The 17,711-nt window shown below is 70.1% G+C and carries 13 protein-coding genes and 1 pseudogene; all 14 read left to right on the top strand.

Annotation, left to right across the window (positions count from 1 at the left end; genetic code table 11):
• The first annotated feature begins 2 nt into the window (after window positions 1-2).
• The 14 genes and pseudogenes from OHU34_RS42330 (at window position 3) to OHU34_RS42265 (ending at window position 16,950) form a co-directional block, all read left to right on the top strand.
• Entirely contained in the window at window positions 3-914 is a 912-nt protein-coding gene (locus OHU34_RS42330; RefSeq protein ID WP_405771816.1) for a hypothetical protein, read from the top strand.
• 67 nt (window positions 915-981) lie between these two features.
• Window positions 982-2,160 (top strand): DUF3500 domain-containing protein, encoded by a 1,179-nt coding sequence (locus OHU34_RS42325; RefSeq protein ID WP_405771813.1) that lies wholly within the window; start codon window positions 982-984, stop codon window positions 2,158-2,160.
• A gap of 33 nt (window positions 2,161-2,193) precedes the next feature.
• Window positions 2,194-3,072: a hypothetical protein gene (locus OHU34_RS42320; protein ID WP_405771810.1), complete on the top strand. Its 879-nt coding sequence runs from the start codon at window positions 2,194-2,196 to the stop codon at window positions 3,070-3,072.
• Between the two features lie 50 nt (window positions 3,073-3,122).
• The gene (locus OHU34_RS42315) at window positions 3,123-4,106 is read left to right on the top strand and encodes a 4,5-dihydroxyphthalate decarboxylase (RefSeq protein WP_405771807.1); all 984 of its coding nucleotides are present in this window, start codon (window positions 3,123-3,125) and stop codon (window positions 4,104-4,106) included.
• A gap of 83 nt (window positions 4,107-4,189) precedes the next feature.
• Window positions 4,190-5,044 (top strand): amidohydrolase family protein, encoded by an 855-nt coding sequence (locus tag OHU34_RS42310; protein ID WP_405771804.1) that lies wholly within the window; start codon window positions 4,190-4,192, stop codon window positions 5,042-5,044.
• A gap of 97 nt (window positions 5,045-5,141) precedes the next feature.
• A complete protein-coding gene (locus OHU34_RS42305; RefSeq protein ID WP_405771801.1) occupies window positions 5,142-5,846 on the top strand; it encodes a GntR family transcriptional regulator in 705 nt (234 codons plus the stop codon).
• A 49-nt stretch (window positions 5,847-5,895) separates the two neighbouring features.
• A complete protein-coding gene (locus OHU34_RS42300; protein WP_405771798.1) occupies window positions 5,896-7,488 on the top strand; it encodes a carboxylesterase/lipase family protein in 1,593 nt (530 codons plus the stop codon).
• A 13-nt stretch (window positions 7,489-7,501) separates the two neighbouring features.
• On the top strand, window positions 7,502-8,596 hold the full coding sequence (locus OHU34_RS42295) for an ABC transporter substrate-binding protein (protein WP_405771795.1): 1,095 nt from the start codon (window positions 7,502-7,504) through the stop codon (window positions 8,594-8,596).
• A gap of 44 nt (window positions 8,597-8,640) precedes the next feature.
• Window positions 8,641-9,504: an ABC transporter permease gene (locus OHU34_RS42290; RefSeq protein ID WP_405771792.1), complete on the top strand. Its 864-nt coding sequence runs from the start codon at window positions 8,641-8,643 to the stop codon at window positions 9,502-9,504.
• 209 nt (window positions 9,505-9,713) lie between these two features.
• Entirely contained in the window at window positions 9,714-10,988 is a 1,275-nt protein-coding gene (locus tag OHU34_RS42285; RefSeq protein WP_405771789.1) for an MFS transporter, read from the top strand.
• A 258-nt stretch (window positions 10,989-11,246) separates the two neighbouring features.
• A complete protein-coding gene (locus OHU34_RS42280) occupies window positions 11,247-12,611 on the top strand; it encodes an alpha/beta hydrolase-fold protein (protein WP_405771786.1) in 1,365 nt (454 codons plus the stop codon).
• Window positions 12,612-12,675: 64 nt separating this feature from the next.
• A complete protein-coding gene (locus tag OHU34_RS42275; RefSeq protein ID WP_405771783.1) occupies window positions 12,676-14,391 on the top strand; it encodes a carboxylesterase/lipase family protein in 1,716 nt (571 codons plus the stop codon).
• Between the two features lie 495 nt (window positions 14,392-14,886).
• Window positions 14,887-15,231 (top strand): annotated as a pseudogene (locus tag OHU34_RS42270) (DEAD/DEAH box helicase family protein); the annotation flags it as partial.
• A 207-nt stretch (window positions 15,232-15,438) separates the two neighbouring features.
• Window positions 15,439-16,950 (top strand): pyridoxal phosphate-dependent decarboxylase family protein, encoded by a 1,512-nt coding sequence (locus tag OHU34_RS42265; RefSeq protein ID WP_405771780.1) that lies wholly within the window; start codon window positions 15,439-15,441, stop codon window positions 16,948-16,950.
• The last annotated feature ends 761 nt before the right edge of the window (window positions 16,951-17,711 follow it).

Genomic DNA, 17,711 nt, shown 5'->3' with positions numbered 1-17,711 from the left:
GCATGAGCGAGAACCGAACCGCGTCACCGCTGACCGTCCTGCTGGGCAACTACCCGCACACCCGGCCGCTGAAGGACGGAACGGTTCCGGCGGCCGGTGTGGACTGCCGCTACCCGGAATCCTCCCCGCTGCCCCCTGCTTTCGCCCGCATGGTCCGTGACCTGGCCTACGACATCTGCGAGATGCCGATGGCCACCTACCTCCAGGCCCGCGACGCCGGCATCCCGCTGACACTGCTGCCGGTGGTGCTGGTGGGAAGCACCCACCACCGCTCCCTGACCCGGCTGCCCGAGGGCCCGGAGCTCGGTCCCGAGGACCTCGTGGGCCGACGCGTGGGGGTCCGCGCGTACGGACAGACCACCGGTCTGTGGGTGCGCGGCTGGCTGCGGGAGGAGTACGGGGTCAAGTCCTCCGACATCACCTGGGTGACCACCGAGGACGTCCATGTCGCCCAGTACGTCAACCCCCCGTATGTGCAGCGTTCGGCGGCCGAGAGGGTCGTGGACCTGCTGCGCTCCCGCGATGTCAGTGCTGCGGCGCTCGGCCCGAAGGCGATCGGCGGCCAGGGAGCGGGACTGGTCCCGCTCGTGACGGACGCGGAGGACGCCGGGAAGGCGTGGATCGAGCGGCACGGCACGATCCCGGCGAACCACCTGCTGGTGGTGCGCGACGACGTCCTGCGCGACCGCCCCGACGCCGTGCTCGCGGTCTACCTGGCCCTGAAGCAGGCGATCGCCGACAGCGCGGACCGGCGCGACGACTCACCCGCGGGCCGCGCGGTCGCGGCGGGGTGGAGCACCTCGCTGACCGCCTGCCTGGAGATCGCCGGACGGTACGCCCTGGAGCAGGACCTCATCAGGGAGCCGGTGGACGTCGCGGCGATCGAGCACGAGACGGCCTTCCTCGGCACATGAGGAGGCCGGCGGCAACGGTGCGCCGCCCGGCGGCGCACCCGACCAGGGCATCGAGAGAGGAGCAGCGGTGAAAGAGCCGGTAGGGCTGCGCAAACGGGGCAACCCGCCCACGCGCAAACCGGAGACATGGACACCCGACCTGCTCGACAAGGTCGCCTGGCGGGTGAAGGCGGCGAACGAGCCCTTCCAGGGAGTGGCCACGTCCGAGGGCATCCGGCCGGGACTGTTCCCGCTGCGCGCCACCGGCGCGGATGTCCTCAGGGTGTACCGGGCGGCGGAGGACTACCTGGCTGGCCTGACGGAGAAGCAGCTCGCCGAGGGCCGGTTCCCGATGGACGACGTGAGCTGGCGCCACTGGAACAACGGCGCCCGGTACTTCCTGCGCCACGGCATGCTGCTGGAGGACTTCGACGACGCTGGGCGCGAGCGGGCCCTGGCCGTCGTCCGGGAAAGCCTCAGCGCGGACGGCTACCGCCAGATGGTTGACCTGATGCGCTTGAACCTCACCATCGGCGAGCTGAGCGACAACACAGACGGCCTCAATGAGTGGTTGTACTGGTTCTCCCTCTACGGCGAGCCGGAGAACGGCGGCCCGTGGGGCTGGCAGCTCGACGGCCACCACGTCAACATCAACTGCGTCTTCGTCGGGGACCAGATGGTCCTCACCCCCTCCTTCCTCGGCGCCGAGCCGGTGATCGCCGGGTCCGGAAAGTACGCCGGGACCGTGGCCTTCCGGGGCGAGGAGGCCCTCGGACACGAACTGTTCACCCAGCTCGACCGCCGGCAGCGGGAACAGGCCGTCATCGCGGACGTGATGCCGGCGGAGCTGTTCGTCGGGGCCTTCCGGGACAACTACCAACTGGACTACTGGGGACTGCGGCTGAGCGAGCTGGGGCCCGGCCAACGGAACACGGCACTGCGCCTGCTGGGGCTCTACGTGAACCGGGCCAGCGACCAGCACGCCCGGGTGCGCATGGAGGAGGTGCGCGCCCACGAGGGCGACACCCACTTCGCCTGGATCGGCGACCCCGACGGCACCTTCTACTACCGCTTCCACAGCCCGGTGATCCTCGTCGAGTTCGAGCACATGCCCGGTGTGCTCTTCGACAACGACTACCACTCGCGCCGGCACATCCACACCGTCGTCCGTACCGCCAACGGCAACGACTTCGGTGTCGACCTGCTGCGTCAGCACCACGAACGACACCACCGACCCCGTCAGGCGCACCCCGACCGGCAGGCCTGACACGCCCCGGTTCCCAGACAAGAGGAGAGAGACATGAAGTTGGTGCTCGGCCGTGACGACCTCGCGGCAGCCGCGCTGTCGGCGGCCCGCCAAGCGGGTGCGGAGCCGGAACGGGCCGACATCAAGCCGGTGCACAAGGCATCACGCGGTTTCGTGAACACGTCGGACGTGGACCTGTGCGAACTGGCCATCGTGACCGTGCTGCAGGCCGTCGCCCACGGCAAACCGGTGTTGCTGCTGCCCCTCACCACCCTCGGACGCCACCAGCACCAGACCCTGGTGACCCTCGGCCGGCTGTCGGTCGCCGACGTGGAGGGACGCAGCGTCGGGGTCCGCGCCTGGAGCCAGACCACCGGCGTGTGGGTCCGCGGCTTCCTCACCGAGCAGTACGGCATCGACCTGCGCAAGGCGGACTGGACGACCTACGAGGGCCATCACGTCGAGGGCGCCGAGGACCCGTCCTGGGTGAAGCGGGCACCGGAGGGCACCAAACTGCCGGCCGACTTCCTGGCCGGCCGCGTCGACTTCGGGATCATGGGCAACGAACTGCCCTCCGACGACCGTATCCGCACCGCCATCGACGACGCCCACGACGTCGCCGAACAGTGGTCGAAGGACCAGGGGTTCATCCCGGTCAACCACGTCGTCGGCGTGTCCGAGGCAGCCGCTGCGGAGCACGGCGCCGCCATCCTCGCCGCGTACGACGCGATGCGGTCGGTGCTCACCGCCAAGGAGGAAGGCGGCCCGGTCTGCCTGCACCCCGTGGGCTTCGCAGGCCTGCGCGCCGCGTTCACCAAGGCCGCCGCCTACGCGTTGGAGCAGGACGTGATCCCACGGGCGGTGCACTACGACGAACTCGTCGAGCGGACCTGCGCGGCACTCGGCGTGGCGCCGTCCCGGCTCGGCGGCTGAAGTCCGCGGCAGGGACACACACCCTCACCACACAAGTAAGAGGACAAAGCATGGACAAGCTCACCGTGGTTCTCGGCGACTACCCGCATGCGCAGCCACTGCTGGACGGCGACGTGGCCATCGACGGGTATCTGGTCGAACCGGTCGAGGTCACACCGGTCATCGGCGCCTACCGGAGGATGATCCGCGACTTGGAGTTCGACGTCTGCGAACTGGCGCCGGTGTCCTATCTGATGGCACGCCAGGAAGGCATCGCGCTGACCGCGGTCCCGGTGTTCCTCAACCGGCGCTTCCACCATGGCGACGTGCAGTGCGCCGCCCACTCGGACATCCGCGTGCCGCGGGACCTGGAAGGACGCCGGGTCGGCGTGCGCGCCTACTCGGTGAGCACCGGCGTGTGGGTGCGCGGTGTGCTGCGTGAGGAGTACGGCGTCGACGTCGACAGGATCACCTGGGTGGTCGACGACGACGACCACGTCGCGGGCCGTGTCCCCGCCAACGTCGAACGGGTCACCGACGGCCGCTCGCTGGGCGACCTGCTGCGCGCCGGGGAGATCGACGCCGCCCTCACCGGCAACGCCGGGACCGGACGGGCGGGCGCGCCCCGGGCCGGCTGGACGGCGGCGGCCGAAGCGGAGGCGGGGAGCGACGACAGCCCATATCCGCTCTTCCCCGAGGCCGGAACGCTCGCCGTGGACCACTACCTGCGCACCGGCGTCTATCCGCTGCACTCGCTGGTCGCAGTGCGCTCCGAACTCGTGGAACGCGACCCGCACCTGGCGACCAGGCTGTACGCGGCGTTCGCCGACGGCAAACGCCGACACCTCGCCGCCCGGCCCGCCTGGTCGGCGGTGCCCCGGCTGGCCCGCCAGGGACAGCAGATCGGCGGCGACCCGGTCCCCTACGGCATCGAGGCCAACGCACCCAGCCTGAACGCGATGGTGCGGTTCGCCAAGGAGCAGGGACTGCTCGACCCGGAGTCCCCCGCCGAACTGCCCTCGCTGTTCGCCGCGGGCGACTACCCGGACGCCTGAGCCGGCCCGAACGGCCCACACCGAGGACGACGCCTGAAGCGGCCCGGACCGCACACACCGAAGAACAAGGGAGCACACCCGACGTGGACATCGTCGACGCACACTGCCACATCATCTCCGAGGACCTGACCCGCTACCCCAAGGCGCCGATCGGCGGGAAGCAGTCGGAGTGGGCCGCCACCCGGCCCGTGACCGCCGAGGGCCTGGTCAGCCGCATGGACGACACCGGCATAGCCCAGGCCGTCCTGGTACAGGCCACCACGAACTACGGTTACGACAACTCCTACGTCCTCGACAGCAGCCGGCGCCGGCCGGAGCGCTTCGTCGCCGTCGGCACCGTCGATCCGCTTCGCCCGGACGCCGCCGCCTCCCTCAAGGCCGCGGTCGGCGACGGCGGCCTGGCAGGCGTCCGGCTGTTCACCAGCGGCAGCACCGTCCCCACCCAGGGCGAGTGGTTCGTCGCCCCGGAGACCTTCCCCTTCTGGGAGCAGGCCGCGGAACTGGACCTGCCGGTCTGCCTCCAGATGCGCCTGGGACCGGCCACCGGGCGACTGGTGGAGCTGCTGGAGCGGTTCCCGGACGTGACGGTGCTGCTCGACCACATCGGCTACCCCGACATCGCCGCCTCGCCTGCACGGGCTGGCGCCGAGGTCGCGGAGCTCGGCGTGCACCCGGGCCTGCACCTCAAGCTGACACACCGCAACCTGGAGCGGCTGCGGGACGCCGGGGACCGGGCGGGTGACTTCCTCGGGCCGGTGATCGAGGCGTTCGGCGCGCGGCGGATCTCCTGGGGGTCGAACCTGCCGGCGGCCGAGCAGTCCCTGCCCGAACTCCGCGCCCTGGCAGAGGACGTCCTCGCCGGGCTGCCGGAGCAGGACCGTCAGGAGATCTTCGCGGGTACTGCCCGGCGACTGTATCCGGGGCTCGCCCGCGCCTGACCGTCCGAACGCAGTTCCCCGCCGTTGTCAGGGCCCGGCCGCACCGGCCGTCCTCCCGCCGGCGGTTGTCCTCTCCGAGCAGAGCTACAGGGTGATCATGGTGGATTCCAACGGCTTCGACGACGACGCGGGCCGGGCGTTGCTGACCCGTCAGAGCCAGGCCTACGAAGGGCTGCGCGCGCTGCTGCTCTCGGGCAGCGTCGAACCGGGCACTCGGCTCACCGAGGCCGACCTGACCCGGATGTTCAACGTGTCGCGCAGCACCATGCGGGCGGTCCTGGTCCGGCTGACCCAGGAGGGCTACGTCACCAGTGAGGTCAACCGCGGGGTGCGCACCCGCAGCTTCTCGGTCCAGGAGGCCGCGGACATCCTGGAGGCCCGCGAGACGCTGGAATCCGCCCTGGCGGGCAAGGCCGCCGAGCGGGCCACCGAGGAGGAGATCCGCGAACTGCGCACCACGCTGGACGTGATGGAGGACTGCAAGTCCCGCGGGGACGCCACGGGGTACTCCCGGGGCAACCGGCGCTTCCACCAGCAGGTGAAGGAGGCCGCGCACCAGCAGACCCTGGCGCGGGCGTACGACACCCTGCTGTACCCCCTGGTGATGCGCCAGTACCGCAACCTGACCGCCCCGCATCCGCGCACCGGATCGCTGGAGGAGCACCAGGCCATCCTGCTGGCCATCGTCACCCGCAACCCCCCGGCGGCCGTCGCGGCCATGCTCCACCACGTTGCCTCCGCCCGCCGTGCGCTGCTGCTGCAGGCACACCGGGAGCACATCGCCTCGGCAGTGGACGCCTGAGCATGCCGTCCGCCTCCCCGTGCTCCGGCGAAGACCAGGAAGAGAGACCATGCACCAGCCAGTGAAGACCGAAGCGGGACTGGTCGGTGGCATACCGGGACGGGACCGGTCGGTGACCGTCTTCCGTGGCATCCCCTACGCGGCGCCTCCGGTCGGCAGCCTCCGCTGGAGGCCGCCGCAGCCCCCGGTGCCCAGGAGCGGGGTGCACGAGGCCGTCAGGTTCGGGCCCATGTGCCCCCAGGTGCCGGGGCCCGAACTGAACGGCGACGACCTGCCGATGAGCGAGGACTGTCTGCGCCTCAACGTCTGGACCGGAACGAGCCCCTCGGACGGACACCTGCGTCCGGTGCTCGTGTGGATCCACGGCGGCGGCTTCCGGGTCGGTACGGGCGCCAGTCCCCGCTACGACGGTGAGGCCATGGCCCGCAAGGGCGTGGTGGTGGTCACCTTCAACTACCGCCTGGGCGCCTTCGGTTTCCTGGCGACACCCGAGCTGAGCGCGGAGTCCGGCCACCACGCCTCCGGCAACTACGGTCTGCTCGACCAGATCGCGGTGCTGAGGTGGGTCCGGCGCAACATCGTCCACTTCGGCGGCGATCCCGGCCGGATCACGATCGCGGGGCAGTCGGCCGGTGCCGGATCGGTGAATTTCCTCAGCATGTCCCCGCTGGCCGAGGGGCTCTTCCACCGGGCGGTCGCGCAGAGCCACGCTCGCCACTCCCGCGACCCCGACCTGCGGTATCTGGGTACGTCCTACCGCACCCTGGCCGACGCCGAGGCCGCCGGCGCCCGTTACGCAACGGAGCGCGGGGCACGGACCCTGGCCCAGTTGAGGTCGCTGCCCTGGCAGAAACTGGTGGAGGGGGACGCCACCGCGGTCGACAGCGCCGTCGAGACGGGCGGCCCGGCCAAGCCACCGTCGTTCCGTCCGGTGGTCGACGGATGGGTGCTGCCGGCGGGCTACGACGAGACGTACGCCAAGGGACTGCAGAACGACGTCTGGTACCTGGCCGGGAACAACCTCGACGAGAGCGGCGCGGTGCCCTCGAGCGCCTTCGCGGAGTACCGGGCGCTCGGAAGGAAGTCATGGAGACCGGGTGCGCCCCCGGTCCACCTGACAAGGAAGGGCTATGTCGACGCCGCCCGGCTCAAGTTCGGGGCGATGGCCGACGAATTCCTCCGGCTTTACCCAGCCGGTACGGACGACGAAGCGGCGCACTCCCACTGCGCCGCGGTGCGCGACAACGCCAGGATCTCCACCTGGCTGTGGGCGAAGGACTGGGCCGCGCACGCGGACCGGCCGGTGTACACGTACTTCTGGACCTACGCCGCCTCGGCCGGGCAGAGCGCCCGTCGTGCCGCGCACGGTTCCGAGATCGACTTCGTTTGGGGCAACCTCCACCCCGATCACCCCGAGTGGACCGACGAGGACCGCGACGTCGCGAAGACGATGGGCGGCTACTGGGCCAACTTCGCGGCCACCGGCAACCCCAACGGACCGGGCCTGCCGCACTGGCCTGCGTGGACACCCGACACCCCGGCCGTCATGGAGGTAGGGGCGGGCTTCGGCCCGATCCCGCTGGCGGATCCGCCCCGGCTCGACTTCTGGAAACGCTTCTTCCCTACTCAGCACCCTTGGTGACAGGAGAACGCTCATGACCCACGACAACCCGACCACACCCGCGGCCGGCAGAGGAATCCGACTGCGGCCCGGCGGGAGCCGCCGCCTTCTTGCCGGCGCCTCGGCCGCGGTCCTCGCCCCAGCACTACTCACCGCCTGCGGCGGCGACTCCGGCACCACCACGACCTCGGACGGCCTGATCCAGGTCACGGTCGGTGGCGGCGGCAGCATCTTCGACACCCCGCTGCAGGTGGCCGACGCCAACGGCTACTTCCGCAAGCAGGGCCTGAAGATCAAGTTCGTGACACTGACCGCGGCCACCGGACCCTCGGCACTCCAGTCGGGTTCGGTGCAGTTCTACGACAGCAGCCCCACCGCGTTCGTGTCCGCCCTCGCCAAGGGCCTTCCGCAGCTCGCGGTCTCCACCGACGGTCTGGGCAACCCGCTCGGTCTCGTCGTCAGCAAGAAATTCGCAAGTGCCCACAACCTGACCGCGAAGAGTCCCGCCGAGCAGGTGGCCAAGGCGCTGTCGGGGTCGACCGGCGGTGCCAGCTCGGCCAACACCAAGGCCGAGGCCGGCATCTTCCTCGACAAGTACGGCGTCGACCCCGACAAGAAGGTGAGGTGGGTGTCGCTGCCGAGTCCGGCCGCGGACAAGGCCGCCATCAACAGCGGCCAGATCGACTGGTTCGTCACCTCGGAACCGATCCCGCTGCAGATCCAGGACGACGGCGACGGTGTCGTGGTCGCCGACCCGTTCAAGGTTCCCGAGTGGGCTGCCGAAGACGCCGGCTACGGACAGCTCGTGGTCACACAGAAGAGCTACGCCACCGCCCACCCCGACGTCGTCAAGAAGTTCGCCGCGGCGATTCAGCAGGCGACGGCCTACATGGACACGCACCTCAAGGACAGCAACGACCAGACGGTGCTGAAGGCGGCGCAGAAGTCGCTCGAGGGCGTACCCGACGGTGTCGTGCAAGCCAGCCTCCAGCAGGTCGACTGGCCCACCAGCGGCTCGATGAACGCCGCTGGCTGGAAGAAGACCATGGCCTTCCTCGGCGGCCTGGGAACGCTTCCCGCGGGCGCCGAGGTCACCACCGACAACTGGACAAACAAGTACCTGCCGTGAGGCGACCGGGCATGCCGCACCGGCGAAACTGAAAGGAGCAGACGATGGCGACTGCTACCAGCAGTGCAGAAAGCAAGACCGAGGTGAAAACGACCCGGACCGCGAGCGTCGGGAACAGTGCGTGGCGGGGTACCGCGCTGGTGGTGGTCCTACGCATCGCGGTCATCGCCCTGGCTCTCGTCCTGTGGCAGCTGATGAGTGGGCCAGTGCTGCCGGAGTACGCCGTCAGCAAGCCGACCGACGTGTCGCACGCCCTGTGGAGGCTGCTCGGCTCGTCGACCGGCTGGACCGACATCAGGACGACGGCCTTCGAGATCGTGGCCGGTTTCGGAATCGGTGTGGCGATCGGCACCGTCATGGGCCTGGTGCTGGGCTCGGTACCACTCGCCGGCCGCGTGTTCGAGCCGCTCATCGCGGCCGTCAACGGCATTCCCAAGATCGCTCTCGCGCCGCTCTTCCTGCTGTTCTTCGGCATCGGCCCCATGTCGAAGATCACTATCGCGGCCGCGGGTGTGTCCTTCGTGGTCTTCTACAACATCTATCTGGGCCTACGGCTGAGGGAACGCGAACTCGTGGAGATCGTCCAGGTGATGGGCGGACGCCGGCACCACGTGCTCAGTTACGTCACGCTTCCCACGCTGGCCGCACCGTTCTTCGCGGCGCTGAAGACGGGCGGGCCGCTGGCGATCCTCGGCGTCATCGGCGGTGAGTTCATCGCCTCCACCGACGGCATCGGCCACGAACTGTTCACGGCGGCCACGAACCTCGACGCACCGACCGAGTTCGCGGGCCTGATCATCCTGGTGGCGATGACGCTCATCCTCAACGGGATTCTCACCGGGCTGGACACCCTGGCCCTCAAGCGTCTCGGCCTGGGGGACCGGCGGACGAGGGGCAGGGGCAACTGAGCCGAGCGGTGGCGTGCCACGACCTGGCCGGAACCGGGACCGACGAGTTCCCGGTCCTGGCGGTCGCCGGACTGCCCAGCCGGCCCCGAACCCCGTACTGACCGCACCTACAGACCGGAACGCCCAGCCGGTTCGAGACGGATCCTCATGACACAGTCGCGGCCGACCGGCGCCCTGCCTCCCATGCCCGCAGTGGGGCGGGTGCGCCGATGACCGCCCGCCGTAACGGGCCGTGCCTCGGGGAACGCCACACGTCCCCGCACGATGGCACCGCTCACCTCAGCAGCTTCGCGTCGCTGCGGATACGCAACTACCGGCTGTTCACGCTCGGACAGGCCACGTCCGTGGTCGGCAACTGGATGCAGAACATCGCCGTCGGCTGGCTGACCCTGCAACTGACACACAGCGGGACGATGCTCGGCATCGTGACCGGGGCCCGGTACCTGCCCGTCCTGCTGCTCGGTGTCTGGGGCGGACTGGTCGTGGACCGCCACGACACCCGTACGCTCCTTACGGTCACTCAGGTCTGTTTCGCCCTCCAGGCCGCACTGCTCACCATCCTGAGCTGGGCTCACCTGACGACCTTGCCGTTGGTCGTCCTGCTCATGCTCATGATCGGTTTCACCAACGTATTCGACAACCCCGCCCGGCAGAGCCTGATCAGCGAACTCGTCGACCGCGATCACCTGGCCAACGCGATCGCCATCAACTCCACCTTCATCAACACCGCCAAGCTCGTCGGACCAGGCCTTGCGGGCATCGTCATCGCGGCACTCGGCGTGACCCCCTGTTTCGCGCTGGACACCGTCTCGTTCCTGGCGGTCATCGTCAGCCTGCTCATGCTGCGGACGGAGGAGATGCATCCGGCGGAGCGCGAGGTGCGCGCCAAGGGCCAGATCCGCGCCGCCGTCGCCTACGTCTGCCGCACACCCGAGCTGCGGTACCCCATGGTCATGGTGTACGTGACCGGCATCCTCACCTGGGAGTTCCCCGTCAGTCTGCCGCTGCTGACCACGTCGGCCTTCCACCTCGGCCCCACCGGCTACGGTGCAGCGATGGCCGTGATGAGCGCCGGCGCGGTCCTGGGCGGCTTCGTCGCGCTACGCCGCCGTCGGCTCAGCACACGCTCCCTGTCGGTGTCGGCGGTGATCTGGGGAGCACTGACCTCCGCCGCTGCCCTGGCGCCGACGCGGGCGGTGGCGCTGTCCGCCCTGGTGTTCGTCGGCTCGGCCTCCATCACGTTCAACTCCTCGGCCAAGACCCTGATGCAGCTGGGAGCGGCACCGCAGATGCGTGGACGGGTGCTGTCGATCTGGTCGATCGGCTGGCTGGGTGGCACGGTCGTCGGCGCGCCCGCCGTGGGAGCCGTCGGCGCGTCCTGGGGAGCGCGCGGCGCACTCCTCGTCGGCGGTCTCGCCGCCACGAGCATCGGCTTGATCGTCCTGGCGTTGTCGACGGCCGACCGGTCCGTTCCGCGCCGATGAGACCGCCTAGCGACTCCGACGCGGCATGAAAATTGTCTGACAGAAACTTCCAGAAGGAGGTGGCGTCACGCTATGCACACAAGAAACTTGCCAGGAAGAACCGCAGTTGATGGAAGTTCGGAGGCCCAACCTCCCCAGATTGTTGGGCAATGCAGGTCAATTGATCTTGAGGGTTTTTGTCGCGCATATTGCCCGCAATCTTGTCGCGCGTTACGTTCTCGGCGCCCGCGTCCCGTCAGCCCCCGGGAGCTCACCGTCATGTTCCGCCATGCCCAGCACCGGAAGGCACCGGCGCTCCGTACCGCGATCACCGTGGCCCTCGCCCTCCTCCTCACCGCGGGTGGCAGTGCCGCCCAGGCGGACAGGGGATCAGGCAGCGCCCCTTCCCTCGCCCCGCAAGTGCTCCGCACCGGCTCCGGTTCCACCGGATTCCGGGTCACCTTCCGCTTTCGGGACACCGACGCCACCCACGTGCAGATCAAGGGCGAGTGGTCCTTCGGCAACCCCTACGATCTCACCGCCCTCACCACCGACGACGGCAGCGCGCTGGAAACCCCCGGAACGCCGCCCACAAGCTGGCGTGCGGGAGACATCCCGCTGCCGTACCCCAACTCCCCGGCCGCAAACTGGCCCGTCGCCGACATGAAGAAGGGCCGCGACGGGGTGTGGAGCTACACCACTGCACTGCCGGCCGGTCTCTTCACCTACTCCTTCTACGTCGACTGCGCCGACCCCACCCAAGCCACCTGCACCCCGGTGTCCGACCCGGCGAACCCGCCCTGGAACGAGACGAACGGCAAGGTCTCCGGCACCGTCGAACGCACCAGCCAGGTGTACGTACCCTCCGATCCGTCGTCCGGGACCGTCGACTACGCCTGGCAGGGACCGAGCCGCAGGGGGCAACAGGGCAGGCTGGCCCACGTCACCTATCCGGCCACGACCTCCCTCACTCCGCCCGGCGAGAACTACCTCTCGGTCTACACTCCGCCGGACTACGACCCCGGTCGCGCGAAGCCCTACCCCACGCTCTACCTCTTCAGCGGCGACGCCACCGAAATGGACTGGAGTACCCAGGGCGGCGCGGGCCACATCCTCGACAACCTTATCGCCACCGGTCAGATCCCCCCGATGGTCGTCGTCATGCCCAACACAGGCGGCTTCCCCGACGCCACCGGCTACGCCTCCTTCGACGAGAACCTCACCGACACGCTCATCCCGTACGTGGAGTCTCACTACCACGTCTCGGCCGCGGCCTTCAGCCGTGCCACCGCCGGTCTCGGCTACGGTGCCTCCCTCACCAACTCGCTCCTCTTCGGACACACCGCCGAGTTCGGCTCCTACGGCGTCTTCAGCCCCGGACGGCGTGGCGCCTACACGCTGCCCGCCGCCTCGGCCCTCACGGACGCCCAGATCGATGCGCTCGGCCAGGCGCGCGTCTACGTCGGCGGCGGATGGCAGGACCCCAGCCACGACTATCACGCCGGTGAGGTCGCCCTCCTGACCGGCGTCGGCGTCCCGGCCACACCGGGTTTCGTCAACGGCGGCCACAACTGGTTCACGTGGCGGCTCAACCTCAGAGACTTCCTCACGCATACCGCGTTCTTTCCGCCCGTGGCGGGCTGAGACCGAGCCGCCGCCCGCCCCCGCGGCACCGCACAACCCTTCACCGAGTGATCCGGAGTTTCGTATGAACGTGCCAGAGAACAGCCGACCCCCCGTGCCGCAGCCGGAGTTGCGCCGCCGTGACTTCCTTGGCCGCACCGCGGGCGTCGCCGCGGGAGCGGTGCTCCTGGACACCCTGGGGGCGCCGGCCTCGTCCGCGGCCCAGCCGCTCGCGAGCCGGCCGGTTCGGACCGAGTCCGGGCTGGTCTCCGGTGTGCCCGCCGCGGTGTCCGGCGTCACCGTCTTCAAGGGGATCCCCTACGCGGCGAGCACCGCCGGGAAGAACCGGTGGCGCCCGCCGCAGCCGGTGCCGTCATGGAAAGGCGTCCGCAAGGCCGACACGTTCGGTGACGCACCCCCGCAGGCGTCGACCACGCTCACCATGAGCGAGGACTGCCTCAACCTCAACATCTGGACCTCCGCCAGGAGCGCCGGGGACCGGCGCCCGGTCTACGTATGGCTCTACGGCGGCGGGTTCTCCGCCGGAACCGGCTCCGACCCGAGCTTCGACGGTTCCGTCCTGGCGGGCAAGGGCATCGTCGTGGTCACCATCAACTACCGCCTCGGCGCCCTGGGGTTCCTCGCCACACCCGAACTGAGCGCCGAGTCCCAGCACGGCGTGTCCGGCAACTACGGGCTGCTCGACCAGATCGCGGCCCTGAAGTGGGTACGCCACAACATCGCCGCGTTCGGAGGCGATCCGGGCGAGGTCACCGTGGGCGGCCAGTCCGCGGGCGCCGGCTCGACGGACATGCTCTCGATGTCCCCGCTGGCCACCGGCCTGTTCAAGCGCTCCGTCGCCGAGAGCCAGGTGCGCTACCCGAGCGACCCGGAGCTGCGCTACCTCGGAGTCTCGCTCCGAGAGATGGACACCGCCCTCCAGCAGGGTCCCGCGTACGGCGCGACGAAGGGCGCGGCCACCCTGGCTGAACTGCGTGCCCTGACCTGGCAGGACTTCACCGACGGGGCCTCCCTCAAGGACGAGACCGTCGACACCAAGTCCGTCGCCAAGCCGCCGCTGTTCCGGCCCGTTGTCGACGGCTGGGTACTGCCCGCCGGCTACATGACCACCTACGAGGACCGCACGCAGAACGACGTCTGGTACTTGGCCGGCAACAACCTCGACGAAAGCGGCGCCGTACCCGAGACCGCCTTCGACTACTGGCGTGCCACGCCCTACCCGGACCGTCCCGGCGCGCCGCCCGTCCACGTCACCCTGGACGACTACGTCAGCGCCGCGCGGCAGAAGTTCGGCACGATGGCCGATGAGTTCCTCGCCCTCTACCCCGCCACCACGGACGGCGAGGCGGCCCTCGCCAGCAACGACGCGATCCGCGACAATTCGCGCGTCTCGACGTACCTGTGGGGCAAGGTGTGGGCCAAGGGCGCCGACAGGCCGGTGTACACCTACTTCTGGACACACCGCCCGCCCGGCCCCGACCACGACATCCGGGGCGCCTACCACGGCTCCGAGATCGTCTACTTCTTCGGCAACCTCAACCCGGCCACTCAGGGCTGGACCGACCAGGACCACGAGATCGCCGACACCATGTCCTCGTACCTCGCGAACTACATCACCACCGGCGACCCGAACGGGCACGGTCTGCCCAGGTGGCCCGCTTACAGCCCGTCCTCGCCCACGGTGATGGAAGTCGGCGAGAGTTACGGACCGATGCGCGTGGCACCCCCCGCGAAGGTCGACTTCTGGAAGCGGTACTTCGCCACACAGGACTCCTGGTAGCCAACGGAAGCGGCCCGCCCCCGGCGCCTGGCACCGGGGGCACCAGGCACCGCGGGCCCCCGGGCAAGGGATGCCGACGAGATCGACGACCGACGAAGTGGATGTCACGCGCGGCGCGCGGCCGACGGCCGGTCGGTGAAAGTCGGCGGGGCGCGGTTCCGGCCTTTCACCAGCGAGGCCCAGGGCAAGAGGATCAACGAGCCTCTGGAGGAGACGGGGTTCTGTACGAGCTGACCTGTCCGATATGCCAGTCCCTCACCCAGTGCAGGAAATCGCCCCCGACTGATCGGGCGGGCGGTCGGCATGGGGTGCGGCGCAGCCATGTCTGCCGGACCACTGCACCCAGCGGGTTAAAGGACAAGCGCAGACGCGGCCGAACGCGACGCCCAAGCCGGTGTGGCTGGACGGGGTCCGGGGCCGGGAGGTTCACGAGGGGACCGCACTGGCGCGGCTGAACGACGCCTGGCCGTACGACACGCGAGACGAGGACGAGCGGTGACCGGGATCCAGCTGCGCGACCACCAGGTCGAGGTCGTGGCCGCCGTCGTGCGGGGCCTGGACATCCTGTCCGGAGGGATCCCGGCGAACGGACTGCGCGGGCAGGTGCACGCCGCGTGCGGGACGGGAAAGACCGTCATCGCCGCGGCGGCGGCCAAGCGGATCGCGCCCAAGGGACGCGTCCTGGTGCTGGTGCTGGTGCCGACGCTGGAGCTGCTGACCCAGGCCGTGCGGGCGTGGCGTGCGGCCGGCCACAACGGCCCGGCGGTGGCGGTGTGCTCGTTCCATGACGACTCGAAACTGTGGACCCTGAAGGTCCGGTGCACCACCGACCCCATCCAGCCCATCAGGTGACAGTGCGTGATCGGCGTCGGGCTCGCCCGGGCGCTGGGTCGCGGAACTTCGAGCCTCTCGGTCGGCCTCCGGTTCGGCGGGCGCCGGAATCGGGGCGGCGGGTAGGGCTGAGCTGAGACCGTTACCGGTGCGGGTGGCAGTCGTTCTGGATCATGGCCGTCCGGCCGACTTCCTGAGCGAAAGTGCGACCATCCGATGTCGACACCGTCGAAGACCAGCCGCCCGCCTCGTCTGCCCTCAGACCAGTTGGAGTCCGGTGGCGGCGTCGGCCCGCTGGCCGTGCACCCGAAGGTGTTCCGTGACGAGCTGGCGGCCGCCGCCGAGTGGGTCGCCGGCTACCTCGGGCAGGTCACGGAGCGTCCGGTGGCCCGGCCCATCCCGTCGGCGCACCGGCAGGACCTGGCGGCCGGAGTGCTGCCGCAGGGGGGCCAGGACCTCGGAGCCCTGCTGGAGTTCGTTGACCGGGCGATCGCCCCGTACCCGACCGGCAACGGCCATCCCGCCTTCTTCGCCTGGATCAACTCACCGCCGGCCCCGGCCGGGGTGATCGCCGAACTGCTGGCCACCGCGATCAACGCGACCTGTGGCATGGGCGAGCACGCCCTGATGGATCTCGAACGAGGAGTGGTGCGCGAGCTGGCCTCGCTGGCGGGCATGGCAGCGACCACCGGCGGGGTGCTGACCAGCGGCGGCTCGATGGCCAACCTGCTCTGCCTGGGCGCCGCCCGCACCTGGTTCCTGCGCTGCCACGACGCCACCGACGGCCCCGCCTACGACCAGGCCCACGCCCGCCTGACCGCCTACCACAGCGACCAGGCCCACATGTCGGTCGCCAAGGCCGCCGCCGTGATCGGCCTGCCGCCATGGCGGCTGCGCACGGTGCCCACCACCTCGGACCAGCGCATGGATGTCGGGGCCCTGCAGGCGATGGTCGAAGCCGACCGTGCCCGTGGCCTGCTGCCGTTCTGCGTCGTGTCCAACCTCGGCAGCACCGCCGGCGGAGCCGTCGACCCGATCGAGGCGATCACCCGGGTGTGCCGCGGCCAGGGCATGTGGCACCACGGCGACGGCGCCTGGGGCGGGCTCGGCGCCCTCGTGCCCGAACTGGCCCCGCTCTACCGGGGTGTGGCCGACCTCGACTCGCTGACGGTCGACCCGCACAAGACCCTGTCGGTACCGGTCGGCTGCGGCGCGGCCCTGGTCACCGACCCCGCCCGGTTGCGCGACGCGTTCGCTTTCCGCGCCTCCTACCTCGACGGCGACCAGGACTGGCCCTGGATGTCCGACTACACCATCGAGCTCACCCGCCCCGGCACCCGCGCCCTGACCCTGTGGGCCACCCTGCGCCAGCTCGGCCGTTCCGGAGTGACCGATCTCCTCCAGCACTACCAGGACCTCGCCGAATACCTGCGCCGTCGCGTCCAGCAGCACCCCGCCATGGAGCTGTGCAACGAGGGCCCGCTGCCCGTGGTGTGCTTCCGTCTGGCTCACGGCCCCGGCACAGGCCTCCCGGACGCGCGAGCGGACCTCCACACGGCGGTGGCCGCACGCGTCCAGGCTCGTGGCCACGCCTATCTCGCCACCGTCTGCCACGACGGTGAAGCCGTCCTGCGCGCCTGCGTCTGCAACTACCTCACCACCACCGCCGACGTGGACACCCTCCTCCAAGAGGTCCAGTCAGCCATCGACCACCTCCGGACCACCTGACCCGCCGGCACCCCCTCGAAGCCCAGCGACACTCGGCGGGCAAAGCGGCCTGCCCGGTCCGTTCGACATCTGGACCGAGCAGGACGAACTTGCCGAGCACTACCAGCGCCCTCGCCAGGAATTCCGCTGGTCGCAGACCTACGATCCGGCCGACGTCGAGGCGGTGTTCGGGGCCCGGTAGTACCGCTGGCTACCACGCACGGGCCATGGGGGCCCGACGACCGGCCGCATCCAGCGCAGTCGCCGGCCGGAGCCACCTCCACGTCGATGCTCAGGCCGGGGCGCACGCCGACGGCGAGAGCCCCGTCCACTACCGCCGCCGCGACGAGCACGGCGACCGGGACGCCGCCGCCCAGCGCAACCTCTTCAACCGCACGGTCGGAAACATGTTCCACCGCCTCCATCGACGCGATCTGTCCGATGAGAACACCGCCTCTCCCACCACCCTGGCCGCTACGGCTCGACGGCTTGGGATCGTGAGGTGTCTTCCTCGACCTCGCCGCCTGCCTGGTCACCCACCGCCACGCGCGGAGGCTTCGTCAGGACCACTAACACGTCGGTACGACGCGGCCGGCTCCGCCGAGGTGAACCGACTCGTCCGGTGGAAACTCTCTTCCCGCCATGCCCGGGCCGCCTCCCGCACGCCGGTCGCCACCGAAAGGGGTCCGCTGTCCGGTGACCCCTGTCCGGTGTCCCCAAATGACAAGTCCCGCGTCTCCTTCAGTCAAGCAGTGCAGGCCTGTCCAGCTCTACCGTGACAC

This window comes from Streptomyces sp. NBC_00080 (assembly GCF_045041255.1).
In the GTDB taxonomy this organism is placed as follows: domain Bacteria; phylum Actinomycetota; class Actinomycetes; order Streptomycetales; family Streptomycetaceae; genus Streptomyces; species Streptomyces coriariae.
Note: the sequence above shows the minus strand (reverse complement) of the source record. Positions and strands in the feature narration are given on the sequence as shown.

Bases quoted from the DNA above. Each gene is read 5' to 3' on its own strand.
- OHU34_RS42300 (WP_405771798.1), top strand. From the start codon at position 5,896: ATGCACCAGCCAGTGAAGACCGAAGCGGGACTGGTCGGTGGCATACCG.
- OHU34_RS42295 (WP_405771795.1), top strand. From the start codon at position 7,502: ATGACCCACGACAACCCGACCACACCCGCGGCCGGCAGAGGAATCCGA.
- OHU34_RS42280 (WP_405771786.1), top strand. From the start codon at position 11,247: ATGTTCCGCCATGCCCAGCACCGGAAGGCACCGGCGCTCCGTACCGCG.
- OHU34_RS42320 (WP_405771810.1), top strand. From the start codon at position 2,194: ATGAAGTTGGTGCTCGGCCGTGACGACCTCGCGGCAGCCGCGCTGTCG.
- OHU34_RS42285 (WP_405771789.1), top strand. From the start codon at position 9,714: ATGACCGCCCGCCGTAACGGGCCGTGCCTCGGGGAACGCCACACGTCC.
- OHU34_RS42330 (WP_405771816.1), top strand. From the start codon at position 3: ATGAGCGAGAACCGAACCGCGTCACCGCTGACCGTCCTGCTGGGCAAC.
- OHU34_RS42315 (WP_405771807.1), top strand. From the start codon at position 3,123: ATGGACAAGCTCACCGTGGTTCTCGGCGACTACCCGCATGCGCAGCCA.
- OHU34_RS42290 (WP_405771792.1), top strand. From the start codon at position 8,641: ATGGCGACTGCTACCAGCAGTGCAGAAAGCAAGACCGAGGTGAAAACG.
- OHU34_RS42275 (WP_405771783.1), top strand. From the start codon at position 12,676: ATGAACGTGCCAGAGAACAGCCGACCCCCCGTGCCGCAGCCGGAGTTG.
- OHU34_RS42265 (WP_405771780.1), top strand. From the start codon at position 15,439: ATGTCGACACCGTCGAAGACCAGCCGCCCGCCTCGTCTGCCCTCAGAC.
- OHU34_RS42305 (WP_405771801.1), top strand. From the start codon at position 5,142: ATGGTGGATTCCAACGGCTTCGACGACGACGCGGGCCGGGCGTTGCTG.